20 protein-coding genes are annotated in these 24,184 nt (G+C 72.1%); 13 read left to right on the top strand and 7 right to left on the bottom strand.

Going from position 1 to position 24,184, the window contains the following annotated elements; all coding sequences use genetic code 11:
• Window positions 1–18 precede the first annotated feature (18 nt).
• Together ITP53_RS21200 and ITP53_RS21195 are read right to left on the bottom strand one after the other, a co-directional pair.
• The gene (locus tag ITP53_RS21200) at window positions 19–858 is read right to left on the bottom strand and encodes an HpcH/HpaI aldolase/citrate lyase family protein (protein WP_195897154.1); all 840 of its coding nucleotides are present in this window, start codon (window positions 856–858) and stop codon (window positions 19–21) included.
• Window positions 855–2,042 (bottom strand): CaiB/BaiF CoA transferase family protein, encoded by a 1,188-nt coding sequence (locus ITP53_RS21195; protein WP_195897153.1) that lies wholly within the window; start codon window positions 2,040–2,042, stop codon window positions 855–857. Before ITP53_RS21195 ends, ITP53_RS21200 begins: the two co-directional genes overlap by 4 nt.
• 79 nt (window positions 2,043–2,121) lie before the next feature.
• Here ITP53_RS21195 and ITP53_RS21190 point away from each other — a divergent pair, with 79 nt between their 5' ends.
• From ITP53_RS21190 to ITP53_RS21180, 3 genes are all read left to right on the top strand, one after another.
• On the top strand, window positions 2,122–2,775 hold the full coding sequence (locus ITP53_RS21190; protein ID WP_236051038.1) for a GntR family transcriptional regulator: 654 nt from the start codon (window positions 2,122–2,124) through the stop codon (window positions 2,773–2,775).
• A gap of 256 nt (window positions 2,776–3,031) precedes the next feature.
• Window positions 3,032–3,760: a hypothetical protein gene (locus tag ITP53_RS21185; protein ID WP_195897152.1), complete on the top strand. Its 729-nt coding sequence runs from the start codon at window positions 3,032–3,034 to the stop codon at window positions 3,758–3,760.
• Between the two features lie 163 nt (window positions 3,761–3,923).
• Window positions 3,924–4,607, top strand: coding sequence for an HAD family hydrolase (locus tag ITP53_RS21180; protein WP_195897151.1), 684 nt, complete (start codon window positions 3,924–3,926; stop codon window positions 4,605–4,607).
• Between the two features lie 183 nt (window positions 4,608–4,790).
• Here ITP53_RS21180 and ITP53_RS21175 read toward each other — a convergent pair whose 3' ends face one another.
• Complete coding sequence (locus tag ITP53_RS21175) at window positions 4,791–5,555, bottom strand: inositol monophosphatase family protein (protein WP_195897150.1); 765 nt, start codon at window positions 5,553–5,555, stop codon at window positions 4,791–4,793.
• Window positions 5,556–5,687: 132 nt separating this feature from the next.
• Between ITP53_RS21175 and ITP53_RS21170 the strand changes: the two genes are divergently transcribed.
• Window positions 5,688–6,428: a GntR family transcriptional regulator gene (locus tag ITP53_RS21170; RefSeq protein ID WP_195897149.1), complete on the top strand. Its 741-nt coding sequence runs from the start codon at window positions 5,688–5,690 to the stop codon at window positions 6,426–6,428.
• A gap of 77 nt (window positions 6,429–6,505) precedes the next feature.
• On the opposite strand, the gene ITP53_RS21165 is transcribed toward ITP53_RS21170, so the two are convergent.
• Window positions 6,506–7,495, bottom strand: a complete 990-nt coding sequence (locus tag ITP53_RS21165; protein WP_195897148.1) for an aldo/keto reductase — start codon at window positions 7,493–7,495, stop codon at window positions 6,506–6,508.
• A 128-nt stretch (window positions 7,496–7,623) separates the two neighbouring features.
• On the opposite strand from ITP53_RS21165, the gene ITP53_RS21160 reads away from it, so the two are divergent.
• From ITP53_RS21160 to ITP53_RS21125, 8 genes are read left to right on the top strand one after another with little or no spacing between them, the layout of a single operon-like run.
• The gene (locus tag ITP53_RS21160) at window positions 7,624–9,537 is read left to right on the top strand and encodes a glycoside hydrolase family 127 protein (RefSeq protein ID WP_207756222.1); all 1,914 of its coding nucleotides are present in this window, start codon (window positions 7,624–7,626) and stop codon (window positions 9,535–9,537) included.
• A 20-nt stretch (window positions 9,538–9,557) separates the two neighbouring features.
• The gene (locus ITP53_RS21155; RefSeq protein ID WP_195897147.1) at window positions 9,558–11,243 is read left to right on the top strand and encodes an ABC transporter substrate-binding protein; all 1,686 of its coding nucleotides are present in this window, start codon (window positions 9,558–9,560) and stop codon (window positions 11,241–11,243) included.
• Window positions 11,244–11,276: 33 nt separating this feature from the next.
• Window positions 11,277–12,173: an ABC transporter permease gene (locus tag ITP53_RS21150; RefSeq protein WP_207756221.1), complete on the top strand. Its 897-nt coding sequence runs from the start codon at window positions 11,277–11,279 to the stop codon at window positions 12,171–12,173.
• Window positions 12,170–13,168 carry an ABC transporter permease gene (locus ITP53_RS21145; protein WP_236051037.1) on the top strand — a complete coding sequence of 333 codons (999 nt, stop codon included), beginning with the start codon at window positions 12,170–12,172 and terminating at the stop codon, window positions 13,166–13,168. Before ITP53_RS21150 ends, ITP53_RS21145 begins: the two co-directional genes overlap by 4 nt.
• On the top strand, window positions 13,165–13,965 hold the full coding sequence (locus ITP53_RS57765) for an ABC transporter ATP-binding protein (RefSeq protein ID WP_195897145.1): 801 nt from the start codon (window positions 13,165–13,167) through the stop codon (window positions 13,963–13,965). Before ITP53_RS21145 ends, ITP53_RS57765 begins: the two co-directional genes overlap by 4 nt.
• On the top strand, window positions 13,962–14,774 hold the full coding sequence (locus ITP53_RS60375; RefSeq protein ID WP_328815249.1) for an ATP-binding cassette domain-containing protein: 813 nt from the start codon (window positions 13,962–13,964) through the stop codon (window positions 14,772–14,774). The genes ITP53_RS57765 and ITP53_RS60375 overlap by 4 nt, the downstream gene beginning before the upstream one ends.
• Window positions 14,771–16,045 carry an alpha/beta fold hydrolase gene (locus ITP53_RS21130; protein WP_236051036.1) on the top strand — a complete coding sequence of 425 codons (1,275 nt, stop codon included), beginning with the start codon at window positions 14,771–14,773 and terminating at the stop codon, window positions 16,043–16,045. The genes ITP53_RS60375 and ITP53_RS21130 overlap by 4 nt, the downstream gene beginning before the upstream one ends.
• Window positions 16,038–17,393 carry an aminopeptidase P family protein gene (locus ITP53_RS21125; RefSeq protein ID WP_195897144.1) on the top strand — a complete coding sequence of 452 codons (1,356 nt, stop codon included), beginning with the start codon at window positions 16,038–16,040 and terminating at the stop codon, window positions 17,391–17,393. The genes ITP53_RS21130 and ITP53_RS21125 overlap by 8 nt, the downstream gene beginning before the upstream one ends.
• 89 nt (window positions 17,394–17,482) lie before the next feature.
• Here the strand turns inward: ITP53_RS21125 and ITP53_RS21120 are convergent, their stop codons facing one another.
• Window positions 17,483–18,337 carry an ACT domain-containing protein gene (locus tag ITP53_RS21120; RefSeq protein ID WP_195897143.1) on the bottom strand — a complete coding sequence of 285 codons (855 nt, stop codon included), beginning with the start codon at window positions 18,335–18,337 and terminating at the stop codon, window positions 17,483–17,485.
• 164 nt (window positions 18,338–18,501) lie between these two features.
• On the opposite strand from ITP53_RS21120, the gene ITP53_RS21115 reads away from it, so the two are divergent.
• On the top strand, window positions 18,502–20,586 hold the full coding sequence (locus ITP53_RS21115; protein WP_195897142.1) for a S9 family peptidase: 2,085 nt from the start codon (window positions 18,502–18,504) through the stop codon (window positions 20,584–20,586).
• On the opposite strand, the gene ITP53_RS21110 is transcribed toward ITP53_RS21115, so the two are convergent.
• Window positions 20,558–22,636, bottom strand: a complete 2,079-nt coding sequence (locus ITP53_RS21110) for an alpha-galactosidase (protein ID WP_195897141.1) — start codon at window positions 22,634–22,636, stop codon at window positions 20,558–20,560. The genes ITP53_RS21115 and ITP53_RS21110 overlap by 29 nt on opposite strands.
• A 90-nt stretch (window positions 22,637–22,726) precedes the next feature.
• Window positions 22,727–24,169 carry an RICIN domain-containing protein gene (locus ITP53_RS21105; protein ID WP_328815245.1) on the bottom strand — a complete coding sequence of 481 codons (1,443 nt, stop codon included), beginning with the start codon at window positions 24,167–24,169 and terminating at the stop codon, window positions 22,727–22,729.
• Between the last annotated feature and the right edge of the window lie 15 nt (window positions 24,170–24,184).

The raw sequence follows: 24,184 nt of genomic DNA, 5'->3' as shown, positions 1-24,184 counted from the left end.
CGGCAGGGGTGGCCGGCGTCAGTCGCCGGCGGGGGGCGGGCCGGCGAGCCGCCTGGCCAGTTCCACGGTGCGTCTGGCCCGCGCGACGATCGGGGCGTCCACGAAGCGGCCGTCGGGCAGCGCGACCGCGCCCGTCCCCGACCGCCCGGCCTGCTCCGCCGCCTCGACGATCTCGGCGGCTCTGGCCGTCTCCTCGTCGGTGGGCCGGAACGCCCTCCTGATCACGGGGATCTGGCGGGGGTGGATCGCGGTCCTGCCGAACAGGCCGAGCGCGCGACCGGCCAGGCAGGAGGCGAGCAGGCCGGCCTCGTCCTTGATGTTCGGGTAGACGGACATGGGGACCGGCGGCAGGCCCGCCGCGGCGGCGGCGAGCACCACCCGCAGCCTGAGGTGGTTCATGGCGCTCTCGTCGGTGATGGACAGCTCGGCGGCCAGGTCCTGCTCGCCCAGGGCTACGCCGGCGACGCGCGGGTGGGCGGCGATGTCCCCGGCGGCGACGATCCCGGCCGCCGACTCCAGCAGCGCGTACGCCGGGGCAGCGCCGAGCATGTCCAGCACACCGGGCGACTCGACCTTGGGCAGCCGTACGGCGTCGGCGAGGTCACCGACCGCCCCGAGGTCGGCCTGTCCGCGCTCAGTGGCCAGGTCGTTGAGCCGTACGTGCACCGCCGGCCCGCCGGGGCGCTCCCGCCGTTCGCGCAGGTAGGCGGCGGCGTTGGCGCGGGCCTCGTCCTTGCGGACGGGCGCGACGGCGTCCTCCAGATCGAGGATGACCACGTCGGCGCCGGACGCGGCGGCCTTGGCGAACCGCTCGGGCCGGTCGCCGGGCACGTAGAGCCAGGTCACGGGGATGTTCACGCGATCACTCCGTCCTCGCGCAGTGCCGCGACTCGCTCGCCGGGGTAGTCCAGCTCCGCCAGCACCGCGTCGGTGTCGTGCCCGAGCGACCGGCCTGGCCAGCGGATCTCGCCGGGCGTGTCCGAGAGGCGGAAGAAGACGTTCTGCATGGTGACCTCGCCCAGCTCCTCGTCCGCCATCTCCACGAAGGTGCCCAGCGCCGCGTACTGCGGGTCCTCGGCCAGGTCGCGTACGTCGTAGATGGGCGCGACCGCGGCCTGGACCTCCTCGAAGCGGGCGATGACCTCGTCGGCGTCCCGCTCGGCGATCCAGGAGGCGACGGCCTCGTCCAGCTCGTCCACGTGCCGCACCCGCCCTGCGCCGGTGGCGAACCACGGCTGCTCGACCAGGTCGGGGCGTCCCACCAGGGTGACCACCCGCTCGGCGATCGGCTGCGCGCTGGTGGAGATCGCCAGCCAGCGCCCGTCGCGGGTGCGGTAAGTGTTGCGCGGCGCGTTGCTGCTCGAACGGTTGCCCGTCCGCTGGGGCACGACCCCGAGCGCCTTGTACGCGGTCATCTGCGGCCCCAGCAGGCCCAGGATCGGCTCGATGATGGCCAGGTCGATGACCTGCCCGAGCCCGGTCCGCTCGCGGGCGTGCAGCCCCACCATGATCGCGTACGACATGGCCAGGCCGGCGATGCCGTCGGCGAGCGCCAGCGGCGGCAGCGTCGGCGGGCCGTCCGGCTGCCCGGTCATGGCCGCGAACCCGCTCATGGCCTCGGCCAGCGTCCCGAACCCCGGCCGCTTGGCCATCGGCCCGAACTGCCCGAACCCGGTCATCCGCGCCACGATCAGCCGCGGGTTGAGCTCCAGCAGGTCCTCGGGAGCGAGGTCCCAGCGTTCCAGGGTGCCGGGGCGGAAGTTCTCGATCAGCACGTCCGACCGTTCGGCCAGGCGGCGCAGGATCTCCTGACCCTCGGGGCGCGACAGGTCTACGGCGGCGGTGCGCTTGTTGCGCGACAGCGTCTTCCACCACAGCCCTACGCCGTCCACGGAGGCCCCGTGCCCGCGCGAGGGGTCGCCGCGCCGCGGATGCTCGATCTTGATCACGTCGGCGCCGAAGTCACCCAGCATCATCGCGGCCGAGGGGCCGGCGAACAGCGTCGCCGCGTCGATGACCCGCAGGTCGGCGAGGGTAGTCATGGGTATGTAACTTATAAGAAATAAGTCATAGGTCAAGCTTTTGCATGATCGACCCCGATATTGCGGGACACTTGAGGACATGCCCACCAGCCAGCCCCGGCCGCCCATGAGCAAGGCCGACTACGTCTACAGCGTGCTGCTGGACGAGATCCGCAACGCGCGCATCCCCGGCGGCACGGCGCTGCGGGCCGGCGAGGTGGCCAGGCGGCTGGGGGTGTCCGTCACGCCCGTGCGGGAGGCGCTGCGCCGGCTGGAGAAGGACCGGCTGATCAGCTACGAGGCCCACCACGGCGCGACCGTGATCGACCTGGGCGCCGAGGCGCTGGCGGAGTACTACGGCCTGCGCGCGGTCGTCGAGGGGCTGGGCGCACGGCTGGCGGCGGCCAGGATCACCGCGGCGGAGCTGACCGGGCTGCGCGACCTGCACGCCTCGATGGCCGCGGACGCCGAGCACGGCAGGTACGCCGGCCTCGGCGAGCAGAGCATGCGCTTCCACCTGCGCATCGTGGACATCGGCGGCCCGGCGTTCCTGGGCGCGCACGCCAGGTCAGTGCGCAACAGCGTCCCCGTGCCCGCAGAGGCGTCGCTCTGGCTGGACGAGAGGCAGGTCGAGCGGCAACTCGAAGCGCACCAGGGCATCCTGGCCGCGCTGGAGGCCGGCGACGGCGCCGCCGCGGAACGCGTCATGATCGACCACGTACGCAGCGCGGGCGACCACCGCACCCGCCACTGACCGACTCCCGGGAGGCTCCGCAACGCCGCCTCGGGCCAGGCGGACGCGCACCGCAGGGCTCGCAGGCCGGGCGGACGCTCAGCCTGGGGCGCGCCACGGCCGTTCGGACCGCTTGGCTCCGGGCCGCGCCGGAGCGGACGATGACAAACATCACCCTTTGCATCCGCTCTGTTGCAACGCGGTGACGCCTGATGCACGATGGCCACCTCAGTGGTCTGACACCTGACGCATACTCCGAGGTGAAGGGGCGGAAACCGTGGCGGACGCGTGGGTCCTGCATCCCGACTACCGGACGCCCCCGGTCCCCACAGGCACAGGCGTCGACCCCGGCCCGTGGCGGCACCCCGACGGCGGCCAGATCATGAACGGCACCTACGAGCGCCCCCTGCCCGACCACCAGGTCGAGGTCGTCACCATCTGGTACGGCTACGCGCTCAGCCACTGGCGCGGCCCCCGGATGCCGCGCTTCAGCAGCCCCATGGTCTCGGCCTGGAACCCGGTGCTGGCCCAGGGGCTCGCCGTCGAACCCGGCACGCCGACGCCCTACCGCGACGCGTTGTGGTGCGATCGGTGGATCGCCGAGGCCCTGCTCTACGGGCGCAAGCCGTACGGCGCGTTCACCCTGCCCGTCGAGGAGACGCTGCGCTGGTTCGGCAAGAGCGGCGGCAGCGGGCTGGTCTACCACGCGGAGACCAGCGGCGAACTGATCAGGGTGGTGGCGGGCACGTCGGAGCGATACGCGCACCTGTTCGACCTGGACGCGCTGATCGCGGACTACCGCGACGCGCTGCCGCCCGAGCTGGCCGAGCCCGAGGCGGCGGCGCTGGAGGAGCACCGCGGCCACTCCCCCGCGCTGCACTACATCCTGAGCGACGGCGCCGAGGCCCGCTTCGCGCAGGCACCGCTGTCCGTGCGCGGCCTCACGCTGGGCTACCCACCCCGCGAGACCGCCGCCCGCATCGCCGCGGCCGCCGCACTGTCCTGATCCCGTCTCTCCCGCACGCCCTCATCCTCGAACCACGGCCCTGCTCACCCGCGCCCTCGCGATCCCGTCCATCGTCGAGGTGCGGTCCCGGTCAGCGGTGGTCGCCGCGCTATCGTGATTCAGGACAAACCGTCCTCTCCCGTACGACCCCCGAGGCGCTGTCGTGATCAAAGGCATTCTGTTCGACCTGGACGGCACGCTGCTGGACCACCGGGGGGCGGCCGACGCCGCGATCAACGCCTGGCTGGCGGCGCGCCGCCCCGGCCATCCGCGCCTGGCCGAGGCGGCCATGCTCTGGGCGGGTTTCGAGCGGCCGTACCTGGCGATGTGGCAGGCGGGCGAGTGTTCATGGGAGGAGCAGCGGCGGCGCCGGCTGCGCGCGTTCTGCCAGGAGCTGGCCGTGCCCGTGCCCGCCGACCTCGACGCGGCCTACGCCGACTTCGCCGCGCGTTACCGCCGGGGCTGGACCGCCTACCCGGACGTGGCGGAGGCGGTGGCGGGTCTGGGCGGGTTCGCGCTCGGGGTGCTGACCAACGGCGGGCAGCGGATGCAGGAGGCGAAGGTCCGCACGATCGGGCTCGACGGCCCGTTGGCGACGGTGCTGACGGGCGAGGTGCTGGACGGCCACTACAAACCGTCGCCCGGCGCCTACACGCGGGCCGCCGCGACGCTCGGGCTGGCACCCGAGCAGGTGCTGCTGGTGGGCGACGACGTGGCCAACGACGTGACGGGGCCGGCCGCGACCGGGATGCGCTCGGTCTGGCTCGACCGGCTCGGCGCCGACGAACCGCCCGCCGGTTTCCCCCGGATCACCTCACTCACCGACCTCCCGCACCTACTTCCCTGACCGGCGCGCCCCCGAGCCCCAGGGTGGAGCGGGCAGGATCAGCGCACCGAGAGCCGAGCTGCGCAGGGGCCGGGTCACGGTCGGTGCGCCACGTCGGCGAGCACCCGAGCCCCGCAGATCGCACGGACGGGGGTCACGGTCGGAGCGCGATCTCGGCGAGCATCCGAGCCCTCAAGGGCGCGGTCAGTGGGCCACGTCGGCGAGGGCCGAGTTCTCCAGGTCGAAGCCGCCCACCGTGGCCAGGTAGTCGCCTTTGACCAGCGGGTCTCCCAGGTAGACGCCGCCCGCCCTGCGTACCAGCAGCGCCCCCGCCGCCACGTCCCATGGGTTGGACATGGTGCCGAACGTGGCGTCGGACCAGCCGGCGGCGACGTGCGCGAGCTGGAGCGCGGCGCTGCCCGGCCGGCGTACGGCAGAGAAGGACTCCAGGAAGCGCTGGTAGCGCCGCAGCGCCAGGTCACCGTCCGTCTCCAGGTCGATCGGCGTCGGGTAGCTCGTCAGGAGCATCGCCTCGCGGTCGGTGGCGGCTCCCGCGCTGCGCAGCCGGGCGCCGTTGCACCAGGCGCCCTCGTCGGTGGCGGTGAACTCGTCCTCGCGCACCGGGTCGTACACCACGCCCGCCACCAGCTCCCCGCGTACGGCGGCGGCGATGGAGACACAGAAGAACGGCAGTCCGGCGGCGAAGTTGGCGGTGCCGTCGATGGGGTCGACGTACCAGGTGAGGTCGCCCGAGCCGGTCGCGCCGCCTTCCTCGCCGACGATCGCGCTCTCCGGGCGCCGGGCGGTGATGACGGCGCGGATGGCCTCCTCGGCGGCCCGGTCGTGCTCGGTGACGGGATCGTGGAAGTCGCGTTTCTCCGTGACCTCGGGCCGGGACCTGAACGCCTTGCGCAGCAGCGGGCCGACCGATCTGGCGGCCTCGGTGGCGATGTCGAGCAGCTGGGTCACGTCCGTGTCCTCTCCGGCGGGGCGGTACGGCTCTCCACGACTCCATGCCCATTTTCGCCCGTTTCTGAGCGTACGAACGGGAGGAACGGCGGCATTTGTCTGGACATTCTGACCTGCGTTAAGCTGATCAGCATGACCGCGAACCTGGCCATCGACCTGGATCGATCCAGCCCCGTGCCGCTCTATTTCCAGGTGGCCGAGCAGATCGCCGAGGCGATCCGGCGAGGTGATCTGGCCCCGGGCTCCCGGCTGGACAACGAGATCCTGCTGGCCGGCAAGCTCGGGCTGTCCAGGCCGACGATCCGCCAGGCCATCCAGTATCTCGTGGACAAGGGCCTGCTCGTCCGCAAGCGCGGCGTCGGCACGCAGGTGGTGCACGGCCAGGTCAAGCGCTCGGTCGAGCTGACGAGCCTCTACGACGACCTGCGCAGGGCGGGCCAGGAGCCGGCCACCCAGGTCCTGTCCCTGGAGCCGCGGGCGGTCGAGGAGGGGATCGCCGGCATCCTGGGCGTGGAGCCCGGCGCCGAGATCCTCTACCTGGAGCGGCTGCGCTTCGCCGCCGGCGAGCCGCTGGCCGTGCTGCACAACTGGCTGCCGCTCGGCCTGGCCCAGCTCACCGCCGCCGATCTGGAGGGCCGCGGCCTGTACGAGCTGCTGCGCGGGGCGGGCGTGCGCATGCGGGTGGCCAACCAGCGCATCGGCGCGCGCGCCGCCACCCAGACCGAGGCCCGGCTCCTGGACGAGCGCCGCGGCGCCCCCCTGCTCACCATGATCCGCACCACGTACGACGACCAGGGCCGGGCCGTCGAGCACGGCTCGCACATCTACCGCGCCTCGCACTACTCCCTGGAAGTCACCCTCATCGAACGCTGATCGCGCGATGCCCCCGAACCGACCGAGAGCGTGCGCCCGTAACGCCCGAGAACCGTCCGAAGGCAGGCACCCGGCGGTCAGCGCTCGCTGTCGAGGTGGGCCATCTGCGATTCGGCGTACCTCGATCCCGCGGCGGCCCCGGCGGGCACGGCGGCCTCGATCCTGGTCAGGTCCTCGGCCGTCAGCGTCACGTCGAGCGCGCCCAGCGCCTCGGCGAGCCGATCGCGCCGCCGCGCCCCGATGAGCGGCACGATGTGGTCCCCCCGCGACAGGACCCACGCGATGGCCAGTTGCGCCAGCGGGATCCCCTTGGCATCGGCGAGCGCCCCGAGCGCGGCCACCAGGGCGAGGTTGTGCTCCAGGTTCTCGCCGGAGAAGCGCGGGCTGAAGGCGCGGAAGTCCCCCGCGGCCAGCTCGCGGTCCTTGGACCAGCGCCCGCTCAGCAACCCCCTCGACAGCACCCCGTAGGCCGTGACCCCCACGCCCAGTTCCCTGCACGCGGGCAGGATCTCCCGCTCGATCCCCCTCGACAACAGTGAGTATTCGAGCTGCACGTCGGCGATCGGGTGCACCGCGTGGGCCCGCCGCACGCTCTCGGCGCCCGCCTCGGACAGCCCGATGTGGCGTACGCGCCCCTTGGCCACCTCCTCGGCGATGGCCCCGACCGTCTCCTCGATCGGCACGGCCGGATCCACCCGCGCCATCCGGTAGACGTCCACGTAGTCGGTGCCCAGGCGCTGCAGCGTGTACGCCAGCGAGGTCTTCACGGCCGCCGGCCGGCCGTCGAAGCCGAGCCAGTCGCCGTCGGCGTCGCGCTGCGAACCGAACTTCACACTGATCCGCACGTCGTCGCGGGACCGCCCGCGCAGCGCCTCCTCGATCAGCAGCTCGTTGTGCCCCATGCCGTAGAAGTCGCCGGTGTCGAGCAGCGTGATCCCGGCGTCGAGGGCGGCGTGGATCGTGGCGATGGACTCGGACCTCTCGGCCGGCCCGTAGAAGTCGGACATGCCCATGCAGCCGAGCCCCAGGTCGGACACGGCGGGTCCGCCGATTCCCAAAGTTCTCATACCCTCACCATGCCAGTTGGAATGACAGATTTCAATTTTTGTCAGGATAAGTGTCGCGGTTACGATCGCGTTTACGACCCTTCTGCCCCCTTGGCAACACGCCTCCCGGACACCTACAGTTCAGTGCAATGCCACACAGTACTTGGAAGGCCATGACGTCCAAGCAGGTCAAGGCACGGTTCGGCGCTGTTCGTACCACCGCGGGAGCCGTCAGGCCGGTGTCCGGGGCCCGCATCACCGGCGGTCTGCTGCACGACTGGCAGCGCCGCAACGGCACCGCCACGATCCCGCACACCATCGAACGGCTGCGCGCGGCCGGCAACCTCACCAACCTGAGCCGCCTCCTGGAGCCGGACCCCGCGCCGTACCGGGGCCTGTACCCGTTCCTGGACACCGACCTGTACAAGACCCTCGAAGGTCTCGCGTACGAGCTGGGCGACGGCGACGAGCAGCCCCGCGAGTTCTACGAGGAGGTCGTCGGCCTGCTGGAGCGGGTGCAGGCCGAGGACGGCTACCTCAACTCCTTCTTCCAGGACCCCGCGGCGGCCAGGAAGCCCTGGCAGGACCCGGCCTGGGGGCACGAGCTGTACAACCTGGGCCACCTCATCCAGGCCGCGGTCGCGGCCAACCGGCGGATGGGCGACGACCGGCTGCTGCGCGTGGCGGTCAGGTTCGCCGACCTGGTGGTGCGCAGGTTCGGCGAGGAGGGCCTCTGCGGGCATCCCGAGGTGGAGATGGCGCTGGTCGAGCTGTTCAGGGAGACGGGCGAGCGCCGTTACCTGATCCAGGCGGGGCGGTTCGTCGACCGGCGCGGCACGGGCCGGCTGAAACACAGCATCTTCCCCGGCGACTACTTCCAGGACCACGTGCCCTTCCGCGAGCTGCCGTCGGTGACCGGGCACGCGGTGCGGATGGCGTACCTGGCGGCGGGCGCGGCCGACGTGTTCCTGGAGACCGGTGACCGGACGCTGTTCGACGCGCTGGAGCGGCTGTGGGACGACATGGTCGCCTCGAAGCTGTACATCACCGGCGGGCTGGGCAGCCGGCACTCCGACGAGGCGATCGGCGACCGGTACGAGCTGCCGCCCGAGCGCGCGTACAGCGAGACCTGCGCCGCCATCGCGGTCATGCAGTGGGCCTGGCGGATGTTCCTGGCCACCGGCGGCGCCAAGTACCTCGACGCGTTCGAGCGCGTCCTCTACAACGCCTACGCCGTGGGTCTGTCGCGGGACGGCCGGGCGTTCTTCTACGACAACCCGCTCCAGCGCCGGCCCGACCACGAGCAGCGCAGCGGCGCGGAGGCGGGTGGCGAGCCGTTGCGCCGCGCCTGGTTCGGGTGCGCGTGCTGCCCGCCGAACATCGTGCGGTGGATGGCCCAGCTCGCCGACTACGTGGCGGCCGAGCGCGACGGGGCCGTGCTGATCGCCAACTACGCCGCGGCGCGGATCGAGACGGCCGCGGTGGCGTTGGCGGTGGAGACCGCCTACCCGTGGGACGGCGACGTGCGGGTCACGGTCGAGCGGGCCCCGGAGGAGGCGTACGGGCTGGTGCTGCGCGTGCCGGGGTGGGCCGCGAACGTGACGGCGGCCGTCAACGGCGAGCCGTGTGCGGCCGAGCCGGACGGCGACTGGCTCACGCTCGAACGGCGCTGGGCGGCGGGCGACGAGGTGCGCCTCCACTTCCCCATGCCCGTCAGGGCGCACGGCTCGCACCCCTACCTGGACGCCACCAGGGGGACGGTCAGCCTGGCCCGCGGCCCGCTCGTCTACTGCGTCGAGCAGCGGGACAGCCCGCTGGCCTCGGTCGACGACCTGGTGATCGGCGTGCCGGACATCGCGGCCGCCGGCGTCGAGCGGCGGGACGACGCCGTCGTGCTGCGTGTCGAGGCGGCCGCGGCTCCCCCGGTCTCCGCCGAGCTCTACCCCGAGTACCCCGGGCCGCCCGAGCAGCCGCGGACGAGGGCCGGCACGACCTTCGTCCCCTACTTCCTCTGGGGCAACGGCGACCCGGGCGCGATGCGGGTCTGGGTCAGAACCTCCTGAACCAACGGAAAGAAGGCGACATGAGGAGATCGGCGGCGCTCGCGAGCGTCACCCTGACCGCCGCGCTGACGCTCACCGCGTGTGGTGGCGGCGGCGCCGCGCCCGCCGCCGGCGGCGGGGCGGCCACCTCGACGGCGGCCCCCGCGACCGGCGGCACATTGCGCTTCCTGACCAACGCGGACTTCTCCCACCTGGACCCGGCTCGCGGCTGGGACGGCGGCGTGAACAACTTCTACCGGCTCATCTACCGCGGCCTGACGACCGTCGGGGCGGGTCCCGGCGCGGAGAGCACGAAGATCGTGCCCGACCTGGCCACGGACACCGGCAAGCCGTCCGCGGACCACAAGACCTGGACCTACACCCTCAAGGACAACGTTTTCTTCGAGGACGGCACGCCGATCACGAGCGAGGCGGTGAAGTTCGGATTCTCACGGTCGTTCGACCCGGAGGCCGGCATCGGCTCCCCCTACGCCAAGCTGCTGCTCGACGCGCCGAAGGACTACAAGGGCCCTTACCTGTCCGGTGATCTCGACACGATCGAGACACCCGATGACAAGACGGTCATCTTCCATCTGAAGAAATCGTTCCCCGACTTCCCGAGCGCGCTGACACTGCCGAACTTCGTCCCGTTCCCGAAGGGCACCGGCGCGGCGGCCGCGTTCGACAGCAAGCCGATCGCCAGCGGGCCGTACAAGGTCGAGAGTTACCGGCGCGGCTCCTCGCTCAAGCTGGTGCGCAACCCGTACTGGAAGCCGGAGACCGACCCCGTGCGGGCGGCCAAGCCGGACGTCTTCGAGTGGACGTCCGGGCTGGACCCGGCCACCATCGACGAGCGCATGCTGGCCGGGCAGGGCACGGACACCGACGCCATCATGGCCATCATCCAGAGCTCCACCGTGGCGCGGGTGCAGGCGCCGCAGCTCAAGGCGCGCACGCTGAGCGGGCTGACCGGCTGCACCACGTACATGTCCCTGAACATGACCAAGAAGAACCTGGACGATGTCCGGGTACGCCAGGCGATCAACTACGCGGTCGACAAGGACACCGTGGTCGCGGCGCAGGGCGGCTCGACACTGTCCGCCAAGGCCACCGCGATCCAACCGCCGACGATCGCGGGGCGGGTGGAGTACGACCCGTACCCGCGCAACGTCGAGACCGCCAAGAAGCTGCTGGCCGAGGCGGGTCTGGCGGGCGGGTTCTCCATGACGCTCGACGCACGTAACGACCCGAAGATGCAGGCGATCGCGGTGGCGATCCAGGAGGCGCTCAAGCAGGTGAACATCAACGTCAAGATCAACAACGTCGACGTCTCCACGTTCTACGAGGTGATCGGCACTCCGGCGCAGCAGCACGACGCCGCCGTCACCGGCTGGTGCCCGGACTGGGCGTCCGGGGCGACGTTCCTGCCGCCGCTGTTCGACGGGCGCCAGATCGTCGACAAGGGCAACCAGAACCTGGCGCAGATCAACGACAAGGCGATCAACGCGCGCATCGACGAGATCGCGGCCATGCCCGAGGTCGAGCAGGCCAACGCGGCCTATGGCGCGCTGGACAAGCAGATCATGGAGCAGGCGCCGATCGTGCCGCTCACCTACGAGAAGCACGTCACGATCACCGGCTCGAACATCGCGGGCGCGTACCTGTCGGCGTCGTTCTCCGGCGGCATCGACCTGGTCTCCGTCGGTCTGGCGAAGCCGAAGAAGTAAATGACCGTCGCAGCTCATACAGAGGTGGCGGGTGTGCCCGTCACCTCGGGCCGCCGGATCGCGGGCGTGCTGCTACGCGACAAGGGCGCCGTCGTCAGCGCCGCGTTCCTCGTGCTGATCGTGCTGATGGCGATCTGCGCGCCGCTGATCAGCGCGATCACCGGCCACGGCCCGAACGACTTCGACAGCGCCGCGATCGACACCGACCTGGGCGGGCTGCCGCGCGGGTCGCTGGGCGGGATCAGCGCCGAGCACCTGCTGGGCGTCGAGCCGCAGAACGGCCGCGACATCCTGGCCCGCATCGCGTACGGCGCCCGCGTGTCGCTGCTGATCGCGACCGCCGCCACGGCGCTGACGACCCTGCTGGGCGTGGTGCTGGGCATGCTGGCCGGCTTCTACCAGGGCTGGGTGGACCAGGTGATCTGCCGGGTCATGGACTTCCTGATGGCCTTCCCGGCTCTCATCTTCATGATCGCGATCCTGTCCTCGCTGCCGCAGGGCAACAAGTCGGTGCTGCTGGTCGTGGTGATCACCGGTTTCGGCTGGCCGTACCTGGCGCGGGTGGTGCGCGGGCAAACGATGACCCTGGTCAACCGGGAGTTCGTGGAGGCCGCGCGGGCGTCCGGCGCGTCCACGGGGACGCTGGTGTTCAAGGAGATCCTGCCGAACCTGCGCAGCTCCCTGATCGTGATGACCACGCTGGCCGTGCCCGGATACGTCGGCACCGAGGCGGGCCTGTCGTTCCTGGGCGTGGGCGTGGCGCCGCCGACACCGTCATGGGGCCAGATGATCGCCAGCTCGGTCTCCTGGTACGCCGTGGACCCGATGTACTTCGTGATCCCCGGCGCGTTCCTGCTGTGCCTCGTGCTGTCGCTGACCGTGCTCGGCGACCGGCTGCGGGCCGCCATCGACGCGGGGGACGCCTCATGATGGCGCGTTACCTGGCCGGGCGCCTGGCCGGCGTGGTACTGATCCTCTTCCTGGTCTGCCTGTTCACGTTCATCATCTTCTTCACGCTGTCGCCGGACCCGGCGCTGCTGATCTGCGGCAAGACGTGCACGCCCGACCGCATAGACCAGATCCGCGGCGTACTGGGCCTGGACCAGCCGTTCCTGACGCAGTTCTTCGGCTTCCTCGGCGGGATCTTCGCCGGCCGCGACTACGGCGAGGGCGCGAACCTGGTGCACTGCGCGGCCCCGTGCCTGGGCTACAGCTTCCAGACCAACCAGTCCGTGTGGGACATGGTGGTGGAGCGGCTGCCGGTCAGCGCCACCGTGGCGATCGGCGCGGCCGTGTTGTGGCTGGTCTTCGGCGTCGTCGCCGGGCTGCACAGCGCGGTCAGGGAGGGCACCTGGTGGGACCGCACCGCGATGGGGCTGGCGCTCGGCGGCTCCAGCATCCCCAACTACGTGCTGGCGCTGGCCCTGCAGTACGTGCTGGTCGTGCAGCTCCAGGTGCTGCCGTTCCCGCAGGCCGTGGCGTTCGCCGACGACCCGGTGGTGTGGTTCCAGTCGTACCTCATGCCGTGGATCGTGCTGGCCACCGGCTACGCCTGCCTGTACGCCCGGCTCACCAGGGCGAACGTGATCGACACGCTGGCCGAGAACTTCATGCGCACCGCCAGGTCCAAGGGGCTGAGCCCGGTGCTGACGATGCGCAGGCACGCGTTGCGGCCGGCGCTCACGCCGATCACCACGATCTTCGGCATGGACTTCGCCGCGCTGCTGGGCGGCGCGCTGATCACCGAGAAGGTGTTCGGGCTGAACGGGGTCGGCAAGATGGCCGCCGACTCGATCGCCAAGAACGACCAGCCGGTGATCATGGCGGTGACGTTGCTGGCGGCGTTCTTCGTGGTGGCCGGGAACCTGGTGGTGGACCTCGTCTACAGGATGCTGGACCCGAGAGTGAGGATCACGGCGAGATGAGCGAGCTGCTGGTCGTTGAGGACCTCACCGTCACCTTCCCCACCACGCGCGGCCCGGTGGACGTGGTCAAGGGCGTCTCCTTCACCGTCGGGCGGGACGAGACCGTGGGGATCGTCGGCGAGTCGGGCTCCGGCAAGTCGATGACCAGCCTGGCGATCATGGGGCTGCTGCCCAGGGGCGCCACGACCGGCGGCAGCGTCCGGCTGGACGGGGTCGAGCTGCTCGGGGCCGCCGACCGGGACCTGCGCCGGCTGCGCGGCGACCAGATGTCGATGGTCTTCCAGGATCCGCTGTCGTCGCTGAACCCGTACTACACGGTCGGCCTGCAGATCGACGAGGTCTATCGCGCGCACCGGGGCCGCTCGCGCAGGGCGGCGCGGGAGGTCGCGATCAAGGCCCTGGAGCAGGTCGGCCTGCCGGACGCCGGGCGGCGGGTGGACCACTACCCGCACCAGTTCTCCGGCGGTCAGCGGCAGCGCATCATGATCGCGATGGCGCTGGTGTGCTCGCCCGCGCTGCTCATCGCCGACGAGCCGACCACGGCGCTGGACGTGACCGTGCAGGCGCAGATCCTGCGACTGCTGGCCGACCTGCGGCAGCAGACCGGCACCGGGATGATCTTCATCACGCACGACCTGGCCGTGATCAGCTCGATCGCCACCCGCGTGCTGGTCATGCGCGCCGGCGAGCCGGTCGAGTACGGCACCGCCGAGCAGGTCTTCGCCGAACCACGCCACGACTACACCCGGATGCTGCTGGAGAGCATCCCGCGCATCGACGATGAGGTGACCACGTGACCCTGCTGCGCGCCAAGGACCTGACCAAACGCTTCGTCTCCCGCGGCCCGATGGGCGCCCGGGCCGAGTTCACCGCGGTTGACCGGGTGAGCTTCGACGTACGGCTAGGCGAGACCCTGGCCGTGGTCGGCGAGTCGGGCTCCGGCAAGTCGACGACCGCCCGCATGGTGGCCAAGCTGATGGACCCGAGTGAGGGCACGCTGGAGTTCGACGGCGAGGACGTCACCCACGCCAAGGGGGCGGCGCTGGCCCGTTTCCGCGCCAACGTGCAGGTCGTCTTCCAGGACCCGTTCTCCTCGCTCAACCCCCGGCACACCGTCGAGCGCATCCTCATGGCGCCGCTGGTCTACCAGGGCATCGCGCCCCACGGCAGCCGCCGCGCGCACGCCAAGGAGCTGATGGAACGGGTCGGGCTGAACCCGGACCACTCGCTGCGCTACCCGGCGCAGTTCTCCGGCGGGCAGGCGCAGCGCATCGGGATCGCCCGCGCGCTGGCCGTCAACCCCAAGCTGGTGATCTGCGACGAGGCCGTCTCGGCGCTGGACGTGTCCGTGCAGGCTCAGGTGATCGAGCTGCTGCGGCGGTTGCAGCGCGAGAGCGGGTTCAGCTACGTGTTCATCGCGCACGACCTGGCCGTCGTACGGCAGATCGCGCAGCGGGTCGCGGTCATGAGCGAGGGGCGGATCGTCGAGGTCGGCTCCACCGCGCAGGTGTTCGGCGAGCCCAGGGACGAGTACACGCGCACGCTGCTGGCGGCCATCCCCCGCATCAACCCCGAGTGGGACCGCCGCAGAAGGGAGAGATCTTGATCACCGCGAGTTACACCATTCCCGGCATGCGGGTGCGGGACCACGTCGAGAGGGTACCGCTCGACTGGTCGGATCCGGCGGTCACGATCACGGTGTTCGCCCGTGAGCTGGTGGATCCGGCCCGCGACCGGGAGGACCTGCCGTGCCTGCTCTACCTGCAGGGCGGGCCCGGCGGCAAGGGACCGCGTCCCGTGGGCACGTCGGGCTGGCTGGGGGCGGCGCTGGCGGCGTACCGGGTGATCCTGCTGGACCAGCGGGGCACGGGCCGCAGCTCGCGGATCGACGGGCGGGTGATGGCGGCGCTCGGGCCGGAGGAGGGCGCCGGCTACCTGGCGCGCTTCCGCGCGGACTCGATCGTGGCCGACGCCGAGCACCTGCGCAGGACGGTCTTCGGCGGCGGGCGCTGGTCGACGCTCGGGCAGAGCTACGGCGGGTTCCTCACGCTGACGTACCTGTCGCGGGCGCCCGAGGGCTTGAGCGCCTGTTACGTGGCGGGCGGCCTGCCGGCGCTGGAGCCGGACGCCGGGGAGGTCTACCGGCGCACGTATCCGCGAGTGGCGGCCAAGAACGCCGAGTTCTACCGCCGCTACCCACACCACGCCGAGACGGCGGCCAGGCTCGCCGACCGGCTGGCGGCAGGTGACGTGCTCCTGCCCGACGGGGACATTCTCACTGTGCGCAGACTGCAGTCGCTCGGCATCGACTTCGGCATGAAGCCGGGTTACGAGCGCATGCACTGGCTCCTCGACGAGGCCGAGGGCCTGCCGGAGACGTTCCTGCACCAGGTGCTGGCCCGCTCCTCCTACGCCGACAACCCGCTGTTCGCGGCGCTGCAGGAGAGCATCTACGGCTCAGGCCCCGGCGCGACCGCGTGGGCGGCGCAGCGCGAGCAGGCCAGGCACCCGGCCTTCGCCGAGGACGCCAGGCCGCTGCTGTTCACCGGCGAGATGATCTATCCGTGGATGTTCGAGGAGATCCGCGCGCTGCGCCCCTTCCGCGCCGCCGTGGACCTGCTCGCCGAACGGGCCGACTGGCCGCCGCTGTACGACCTGGACCGCCTCGCGGCCAACGAGGTGCCGGTGGCCGCCGCCGTGTACTTCGACGACATGTACGTAGACTCCGGCCTGCAACTGGACACCGCCGCCCGAGTCGGCAACACGCAGGCGTGGGTAACCAACGAGTACGAGCACGACGGCATCGGCGAGGAACGTGTCTTCGCCAGGCTCACCGGGCTCGTCCGCGACACAGGAGGAGGAATCACCGGTGAGTGACGGCAGACTGCCCAAACTGTCGGAGATCCCCGCGTTCACCGAATACATCGCCCAGGGCTGGGATTCCCCCGCCCGCACCTCCGATGTGGTGCCGGGCGCCGCCGAGGCCGCCGCCGGGCACCGGGCCGCGCTCGCCGCCGCCCTCCCCGGCCGGACGGTCGTCGTCGCGGCCGGCCGCGCGCCGGTACGCAGCAACGACACCGACTACGACTTCCGCGTCGACAGCGACTTCTACTGGCTGACCGGCTGCGCCACGGAGAACGCCGTGGTGACGGTCGTGGACGGCGACGCCACCCTGTATCTGCCGCCCCCGGCCCGCCCCGGCGACGTGGGCTTCTTCAGCGACGCGGTCCACGGCGAGTTGTGGGTGGGCCCCTCCCCCACGCTCGCCGAGTGGTCGGCCGCGCTCGGCGTCACGGTCCTGCCGCTGCCGGAGTTCGCCGGGCCGCCCGGCGACGCCCTGCTCGGCGGGCCCGGCTGGGAGCAGCCGTCGGAGGAGCTCGGCCGGGTGCTGGCCGAGCTGCGCATGATCAAGGACGAGTGGGAGGTGGGCCGGCTGCGCGAGGCCGTGGACCGTACGGTCGAGGGCTTCGCGGCGGTGCTCGCCGAGATTCCCGCGGCGGTCGCGGGCGGGGGCGAGCGCTGGCTGCAGGGCACGTTCGACCGGTACGCCAGGACCCACGGCAACGGCCCCGGCTACGGCTCCATCGTGGGCAGCGGCCCGCACGCGCCCACCCTGCACTGGGTGCGCTGCGACGGCCCCGTACGCCACGGCGACCTGCTGCTGCTCGACATGGGCGTGGAGGTGCGCAGCCACTACACCGCCGACGTCACCCGCACCTTCCCCGTCTCCGGCGCGTTCTCACCCGCGCAGCGGCAGGTGCACGACCTGGTGGAGCGGGCGCACAGGAAGGCGATGGCGCAGGTGGCGCCGGGCCGCAGGTTCACCGACTTCCACCACGCGGCCATGGAGGTCATCGCGCACGGCCTGGACGACTGGGGGCTGCTGCCGGTGTCGGTGGACGAGGCCCTGTCCGAACGCGGCCAGCACCACCGCCGCTACCTGATCTGCGGCGTCGGCCACCACCTGGGGCTGGACGTGCACGACTGCGCCAGGTCCAGCGTGGCGGCCTACCACGGCGCGGAGATGGCGCCGGGGATGGTGCTGACGGTCGAGCCCGGGCTCTACTTCCACGCCCACGACCGCACGGTGCCGCCTGAGCTGCGCGGGGTCGGCGTACGGATCGAGGACGACCTCCTGGTGACCACGGACGGCGCGGAGGTGCTGTCCGATGCCCTGCCGATCGACGCGAGCGGGCTGGAGAGCTGGACCAAGGAGCGCACCTGACCCACCGGCCAGGGCCGGGCAGCCGTACCACCGGATGGTCAGGTGCTCCGGCCAGGGCGGCCGTACGACCGGATGGGCCGGCGGCGGGGTCACGACGAGCTGTAGCGGGCGTGCCGGGCGGCGGCGGTCAGGGCCGCCGCCCTGGCCGCCTCGGTCGGCGTGAACGGCAGCTCTGGCCGCCTGATCAGCAGGGCGCGGTCGGGGTTCACGGAGATCACCATGGTGGTGTTGAGCTCGGCGCCCTCCTCCACGGTGTCGCCGGGCCGCCGCCACTCGACCTGCGAGACCCGCAGCAGCTCGGCCATCGCCTCCGGCAGCCTGCCGGGGTCCGCGCCGACCCGCTGGGCCAGGAGGAACGCCTGCACGCCCGGGTCGGTGAGGTCCTTGACCTGTGCGGGAACGATCACGACGTCATGCCCGCCGGCCTCGGTGAGCGCCTTCACCAGCACGTCGCGCGCCAGCTCGCGCGGCGCCTCGATGACGAACTCGTCCAGCGCGTCGCACCCGGCGGGCGTGATGGCGCTGCCGCCGGTCGGCGCGATGTGCAGGGCCAGGATGTTGCAGCCGAGCCGGCCGAACGCGCCGGCCACGGTGGCCAGCCGTCCCGGCCGCTCCACCACCCGCATGCGGATGCGCCACAGCGCCATGGGCGCCTCCGCGCACCCGTCCACCGGGAGCGCCGCCCGCCTGGCGGGACGGCGGCTGCTCAACGGTTTGCGGCGGCCCAGCCGCTTGTGGACCGCCGCGCCGACGATCAACGCCATCCCCAGCCCGACCAGCACGACCGGCCCCGGCTCCTGGTGCCCGAGCAACGTCGCGAGCAGGTGCGCCAAGCCCACCGCGAGGAACAGCGCGGCGAGCTCCGCGATCTCCCGCCGCCAGGAATGCGCGTGACGGCCGCCGGGTCCGGAACGTGAGTGCATCACCTCAGGTGCATCGCTCATGCCGCCAGTGTGTCCGCGGCGTGTTTCCGATCAGGAACGGCGACGTTGCGACGGCATTGGCCCTCCGGCCCGTGACCGTCCGGCGCTGAAGGCCCTGGTGAGCACCGCCCACCCCCTTACCTAACGACTTGCGGCGGGCTTGACAGGCATGCCTACGATCCTCCATGCCTCCCCTCACGCTTCCCCGTCAGCACGCCCGTACGGCCCGCTTCAAACTCGGCGTCCCCAGGGACTTCACGATCTCGCCGGACGGCGCCAGGGTGGTCTTCCTCAGGTCCTCGGCCGGTGACGACCCGGTGAACCGGCTGTGGACGCTGACGGTGGCCACGGGAGAGGAACGTCTGCTCGTGGACCCCGGCACCCCGTCGGGCGCGACCTTGCCGGAGGCGGAGCGCGCGCGAAGGGAACGCACCCGCGAGCGGGCGAGCGGCATCGTCGCCTACGCCACCGACGCCGCCGTGACCAAGGCCGTCTACGCACTCGACGGCGAACTCCACACCGTCGACCTGCTGACCGGCGCGATCACCCCGCTCGGTGCGACCGGGTCCGACCCGCGGCTCGACTCGTCCGGGCGACACGTCGCCCACGTCTCCGACGGCGCGTTGCACGTCGACGGCAGGCCGCTGCTGACGCCCGACGGCCCCGAGGTGACGTGGGGGCTGCCCGAGCACGTGGCGGCCGAGTCGATGGCCAGGCACAGGGGCCACTGGTGGTCGCCCGACGGCACGCGCCTGCTGGTGGCGCGCGTGGACAACGCCGGGGTGAGCAGGTGGCACCTGTCCGATCCCGCCGATCCGGGCAGGCCGCCCAGAACCATGGCCTATCCGGCGGCCGGCACCGCCAACGCCGACGTGACGCTATGGCTGACCACGCCGGCCGGGGAGCGTACCGAGGTGATCTGGGACAGGTCGGCGTTCGAGTACGTCGCGGCGGTGTCGTGGACCGGGCAGGGCCTGCTGGTGCTGGTGCAGAGCCGCGACCAGCGCACCACCCGCGTTCTGGAGGCCGACCCCGAGACCGGCGCCACCACCGTGCTGCGCGAGGACACCGACGACGCCTGGCTCGAGCTCGTGCCCGGCACGCCCGCCCGCACGGCCGGCGCGGAGCTGGTCTGGACGGTGGACCGCGACGACACCCGCCGCCTGATGGTGGGAGACGACCTGGTCACGCCTCCGGGCCTGCAGGTGCTGCGGATCCTGGCGGTGGACGGCGACACCGTGCTCGCGCAGTGCTGCGACGAACCGACGGAACGCCACCTCTACACCTACTCCAGGGCAGACGGGCTGGTCAGGATCACCTCCGAGCCGGGGCTGCACACCGGGACGCGCGGCGGCGGCGTCACCCTGGTGCTCACCCGCACCTTGGAGGAGCACGGGGTCCGTGTCACGGTGACCGGCGGGCGGGCGGCCACGCGGATCACCTCGAACGGCGCGGTCCCGGTCCTGCGCCCGAAGGTCGAACTCGTGTCGCTGGGCAAGCGGGAGCTGCGCGGCGCGATCATGTTCCCGGCCGGGCACGTGCCGGGCTCGCGGCGCCTGCCGGTGCTGCTCTCCCCGTATGCCGGGCCGGGGGGCGCCCTGGTCCTGCGGGGGCTGGACGATTTCGCGGTCTCACAGTGGTTCGCCGACCAGGGGTTCGCCGTGCTGGTCGTGGACGGGCGCGGCACGCCGGGCCGGGGACCGGCCTGGGAGCGGGCCGTCCACCTCGACAAGCTGAGCGCGGCGCTGGAGGACCAGGCCGATGCGCTGCACGCGGCCGCCGGCCGCTTCCCCGACCTGGACCTGGGCCGGGTGGCGATCCGCGGCTGGTCCTACGGCGGGTATCTGGCCGCCGCCGCCGTGCTGCGCCACCCCGATGTCTTCCACGCCGCCGTCGCGGGCGCGCCGGTCACCGACGCCCGCCTCTACGACACCCACTGGCAGGAACGCTTCCTGGGTCACCCCGGCGAGCACCCCGAGGCCTATGACCGCAGCTCCATCATCGCCGACGCCCCCGCCCTGCGCCGCCCGCTCATGCTCGTGCACGGCCTGGCCGACGACAACGTCTTCGCCGCCCACACGCTGAGGTTGTCCGCCGCGCTGCTGGCCGCGGGCCGCCCGCACACCGTCCTGCCGCTGCCGGGCGTCTCACATATGACCGCCCAAGAGGAGGTCGCCGAGAACCTGCTCCTGCTCGAACTGGACTTCCTGCGCCGCAACCTTCCGCAGCACGACCTGGACTCTAGAGGGACAGGTTCGTCACCTCGATGAGCAGCACCGACGCGGGCTTGAGCTTCGGCGCCGGCAACCCCAGCTCGCCCAGCACCGACCCCGGCACCCGCACCGGCGCGGCGGCCCACCCCGGCAGCGCCGCGCCGTCCGGCACCGGCCCCGCGACCCGCACCTCGTAGAGCGCGGCGGGGTCGAGGCCGGGCAGCCGCAGCGGCTCGGCCTCGACGGTGACCCTGGAGGTCAGCTGGGCGAACCCGAACACCGCCTGCTCGGGCAGGACCACGCCGTGCAGCAGCGCCGACGGGTCCGGACGGTCGGCCCGCACCACCCGGCCCGCGTGCAGCACCGGCCGCAACCGCTTGTGCAGCGCGATCCAGGTGGCCAGCTCCTCCCGCTCGGCCTCGCTCGCCGAGGTCAGGTCCCACTCCACGCCCATGTGCCCGAACAGCGCGGTCGCCGCGCGGAACGCGAGCGGCAGCGACCGGCCTGTGACGTGGTCGCGCGGCGCGCCGACGTGGCAGCCGAGCCGCTCCGGCGGCACCAGCAGCCCGGTCCAGCGCTGGATGGCCTGCCGGTCGAGCGCGTCGTTGGTGTCGGACGTCCAGACCCGGTCGGTACGGGCCAGCACGCCGAAATCGATCCTGGCGCCGCCCGACGAGCACGACTCGATCTCCAGCCCGGGATGGCGGCGGCGCAACTCGTCCAGCAGCCGGTACGTCGCCAGCGTCTGCGCGTGCACGCCCGGCACGCCGTCGTGCACCGGCTCGGCGATGTCGCGGTTGTGGTCCCACTTGATGTAGTCGAGTGCGTACTCGCTCACCAGCGCGTCCAGCCGTTCGAGCAGGTAGGCGTACGCCTCGGGCCTGGCCAGGTCGAGCACCTGCTGGTTGCGCTGCGGCGGCGGCGTACGCGCGGCCCGGCCGAGGATCCAGTCCGGGTGCTCACGGGCCAGGTCGGAGTCGGGGTTGACCATCTCGGGCTCGAACCACAGCCCGAACTGCATGCCCAGCTTGCGCACCCGGCCGGCGAGCGGGTGCAGGCCGCCGGGCCACACGCTCTCGTCGACGTACCAGTCGCCGAGCCCGGCCCGGTCGTGGCGGCGGTGCAGGAACCAGCCGTCGTCGAGCACGAATCGCTCGATCCCGGCCGCCGCGGCCCGGTCGGCCAGCTCCAGCAGCCGGTCGAGGCCGTGGTCGAAGTAGGTGGCCTCCCAGTTGTTCAGCGTGACCGGCCGGACCGGCAGCGGGCCGGCCGCCCGCAGGTGGTCGTGCAGCCGGGCGCCGGCGTCGTCCAGCCCGCCGCCCGACCAGGTGAAATACACCCGAGGCGTCGCGTAGGTCTCCCCTTGCGCCAGCACGATCTCGCCGGGCTCCAGCAGCTCGCCCGCGGCCAGCAGGCCGGGACCCTCGGCCAGGCGCTCGGCGTAGTGGACGTGGTCGCCGCTCCACCCCGCGTGCACCGCCCACACCTCGCCACTCCGGAACCCGAACCCCTCGGTCCCGGCCACCAGCAGCCCCGTGCCGTCGTGCCCGGTGCGCCCGCGCCGGTTCTCCCTGGACCACACCCCCTGCCCGAACGCCCGGCGCTGCGGCACCTTCTCCAGCGCCCACCGCCCGGTGAAGTCGAGCAGCTCACCGGCCCGCGCGGGCAGCGGCAACGCGCAGGTCAACCCCTCCACCCGGTACGGGGACGCGGCGGTGTTGCGCACCGTGTGCCGCATCGTGACCAGCCCGCCCGCGTCCATCGCCAGTTCGGTCACCAGCTCCAGCCCCGCCATGTCGTCGGAGGCGGCGACGGTCACCGTACCGCCCGCGCCGGGCGTGGCCGTCACGTCGAGCCGGTCAAGAGTCCACCGCACCGGCCAGTGCTCGCCGGTCCTGCCACCGGACAGGCCGGGCCGGCCGTACCAGGCGTCTCCCTGCGCGGGCAGGAGCGGCGGCGCGGCGGCCGGGGAGCCGAGCGCGGGCACCAGGTCGGGCCCGGCGGCAGAGCCCAGACCGGCGCCGAAGTGGCGCACCCGGGGCAGGCCGGGACCGGACGCGTCGAGCACCAGGGCGGCACCGGCGGCGGAGAGTACGACGGGGGACAACGCGGCTCCTCGCTCAAGGCAGGGTCAGGTCTTCACCGACAAAGGTAACGGTCCCTCCGGCGCGCGCCGAAGGGACCGTTACCCGGGGGGTCAGGCGGAGATCCGCCCGGCGCCCGCGCCCGCCGTCACGATGGACTTGACGTTGGAGGCGGTGTCGAGCGAGTAGGAGTAGGGGATGGAGCCGACGCTGCCGCCGGTCTCGCCGCTGCCGGAGTTGACGAAGTGGTTGTTGCGGGCGACCAGGCTGCCCGGACCCGAGTCACCCTCGCCCAGGTGGAACGGGTCGTCGGTGTTCTCGAAGTAGTTGCCCTCGACCAGCACGCCCGCGCCCTCGGTGGAGGCCACGCCATAGCTGCCGACGTTGCCGTAGAAGTTGTTGTAGACGTGCACCGGGTTGCCGAAGCGGACGCGCGGGTTGCGCTGGTTGGTGCCGTCGAACCAGTTGTGGTGGTACGTCACCCGCAGGTGCCCGCGGTCCTCGCTGCCGTTGCCGTCGTCGTGGCCGAGCAGCATGTTCTTGTCGTGGTCGAAGACCCTGTTCCACGAGATGGTGACGTAGTCGCTGGCCCGCTTGACGTCCACGGCGCCGTCATAGCCGTCGCTGAAGGTGTTGTGGTCGATCCACACCCGGGTCGAGTACTGCACGTTGATGCCGTCGTCGTTCCAGCCGCGGAAGGTGAGGTTGCGGACGATCACGTTCGAGGCCTCGGAGATGTTGAACCCGCAGCCGGAGATGGTCGCGCCCGAGTTGCCCAGCACGGTCTTGTTGGAGCCCACGCGGAGCATCCCGGAGCAGGAGATCGTGCCCGACACCCGGATCACCGAGGCGCCGCTGGACGACAGCACGCTGGTCAGGGCCGAGGCGGTGGAGACGGTGACCGGCGAGGCGTTGCCGCCGCCGGTGGTGCCGCCGCCCTGCGTGGCCCAGCCGACCAGCCCGGTCGCGTTGCCGGGCGGGTCGGTCGGCGGCGGGTCCGTGGGCGGCGGGTCACTCGGGTCGCCGCCGCCCGCGGGGACGAGCCGCCACTGCTTGGTCGCGACGGAGTCGCAGGAGTTCTGCTGCACCAGGGCGCCGGAGGAGGTCGAGTTGTCCTTGGTGTTGAGGCACTTGCCGCCGTTGGCGTTGACGACCCTGACGGTGGAACCGGACTCGGGCAGCGTCCACAGCTGCGACGCCGCGCCGCTGCAACCCTCCTGCTGCACGGCCTTGCCTGCGGAGGTGCTGGCGTCCTTCACGCCCGCGCACCTGCCGCTGTGGGCGGCCTTGAGGGTGTAGCCGCTGCCGCCGGCGGTCAGGTTCCAGGTCTGCGCGGCGCCGCCGCAGCCGGTCTGCGTGAGCTGCACGCCGTCGGACGAGCTCGATCCCGGTACGGTGAGGCACAGGCCGCTGGCGTTGTTCACCACGCTGTACGCGCCCGGCGCCGGGGCGGCCGCCGCCGATGAGGCCACCGCGACGCCTGCGACCGCGGTTCCTGTCAGGGTGATGACGCCCGCGATCATCGCAGCCGTTCTGCCGTTGATTCTCTGTCGCACGATTCAAGCTCCTTG

Source organism: Nonomuraea cypriaca (genome assembly GCF_015645445.1).
Lineage (GTDB): Bacteria > Actinomycetota > Actinomycetes > Streptosporangiales > Streptosporangiaceae > Nonomuraea > Nonomuraea cypriaca.
Note: the sequence above shows the minus strand (reverse complement) of the source record. Positions and strands in the feature narration are given on the sequence as shown.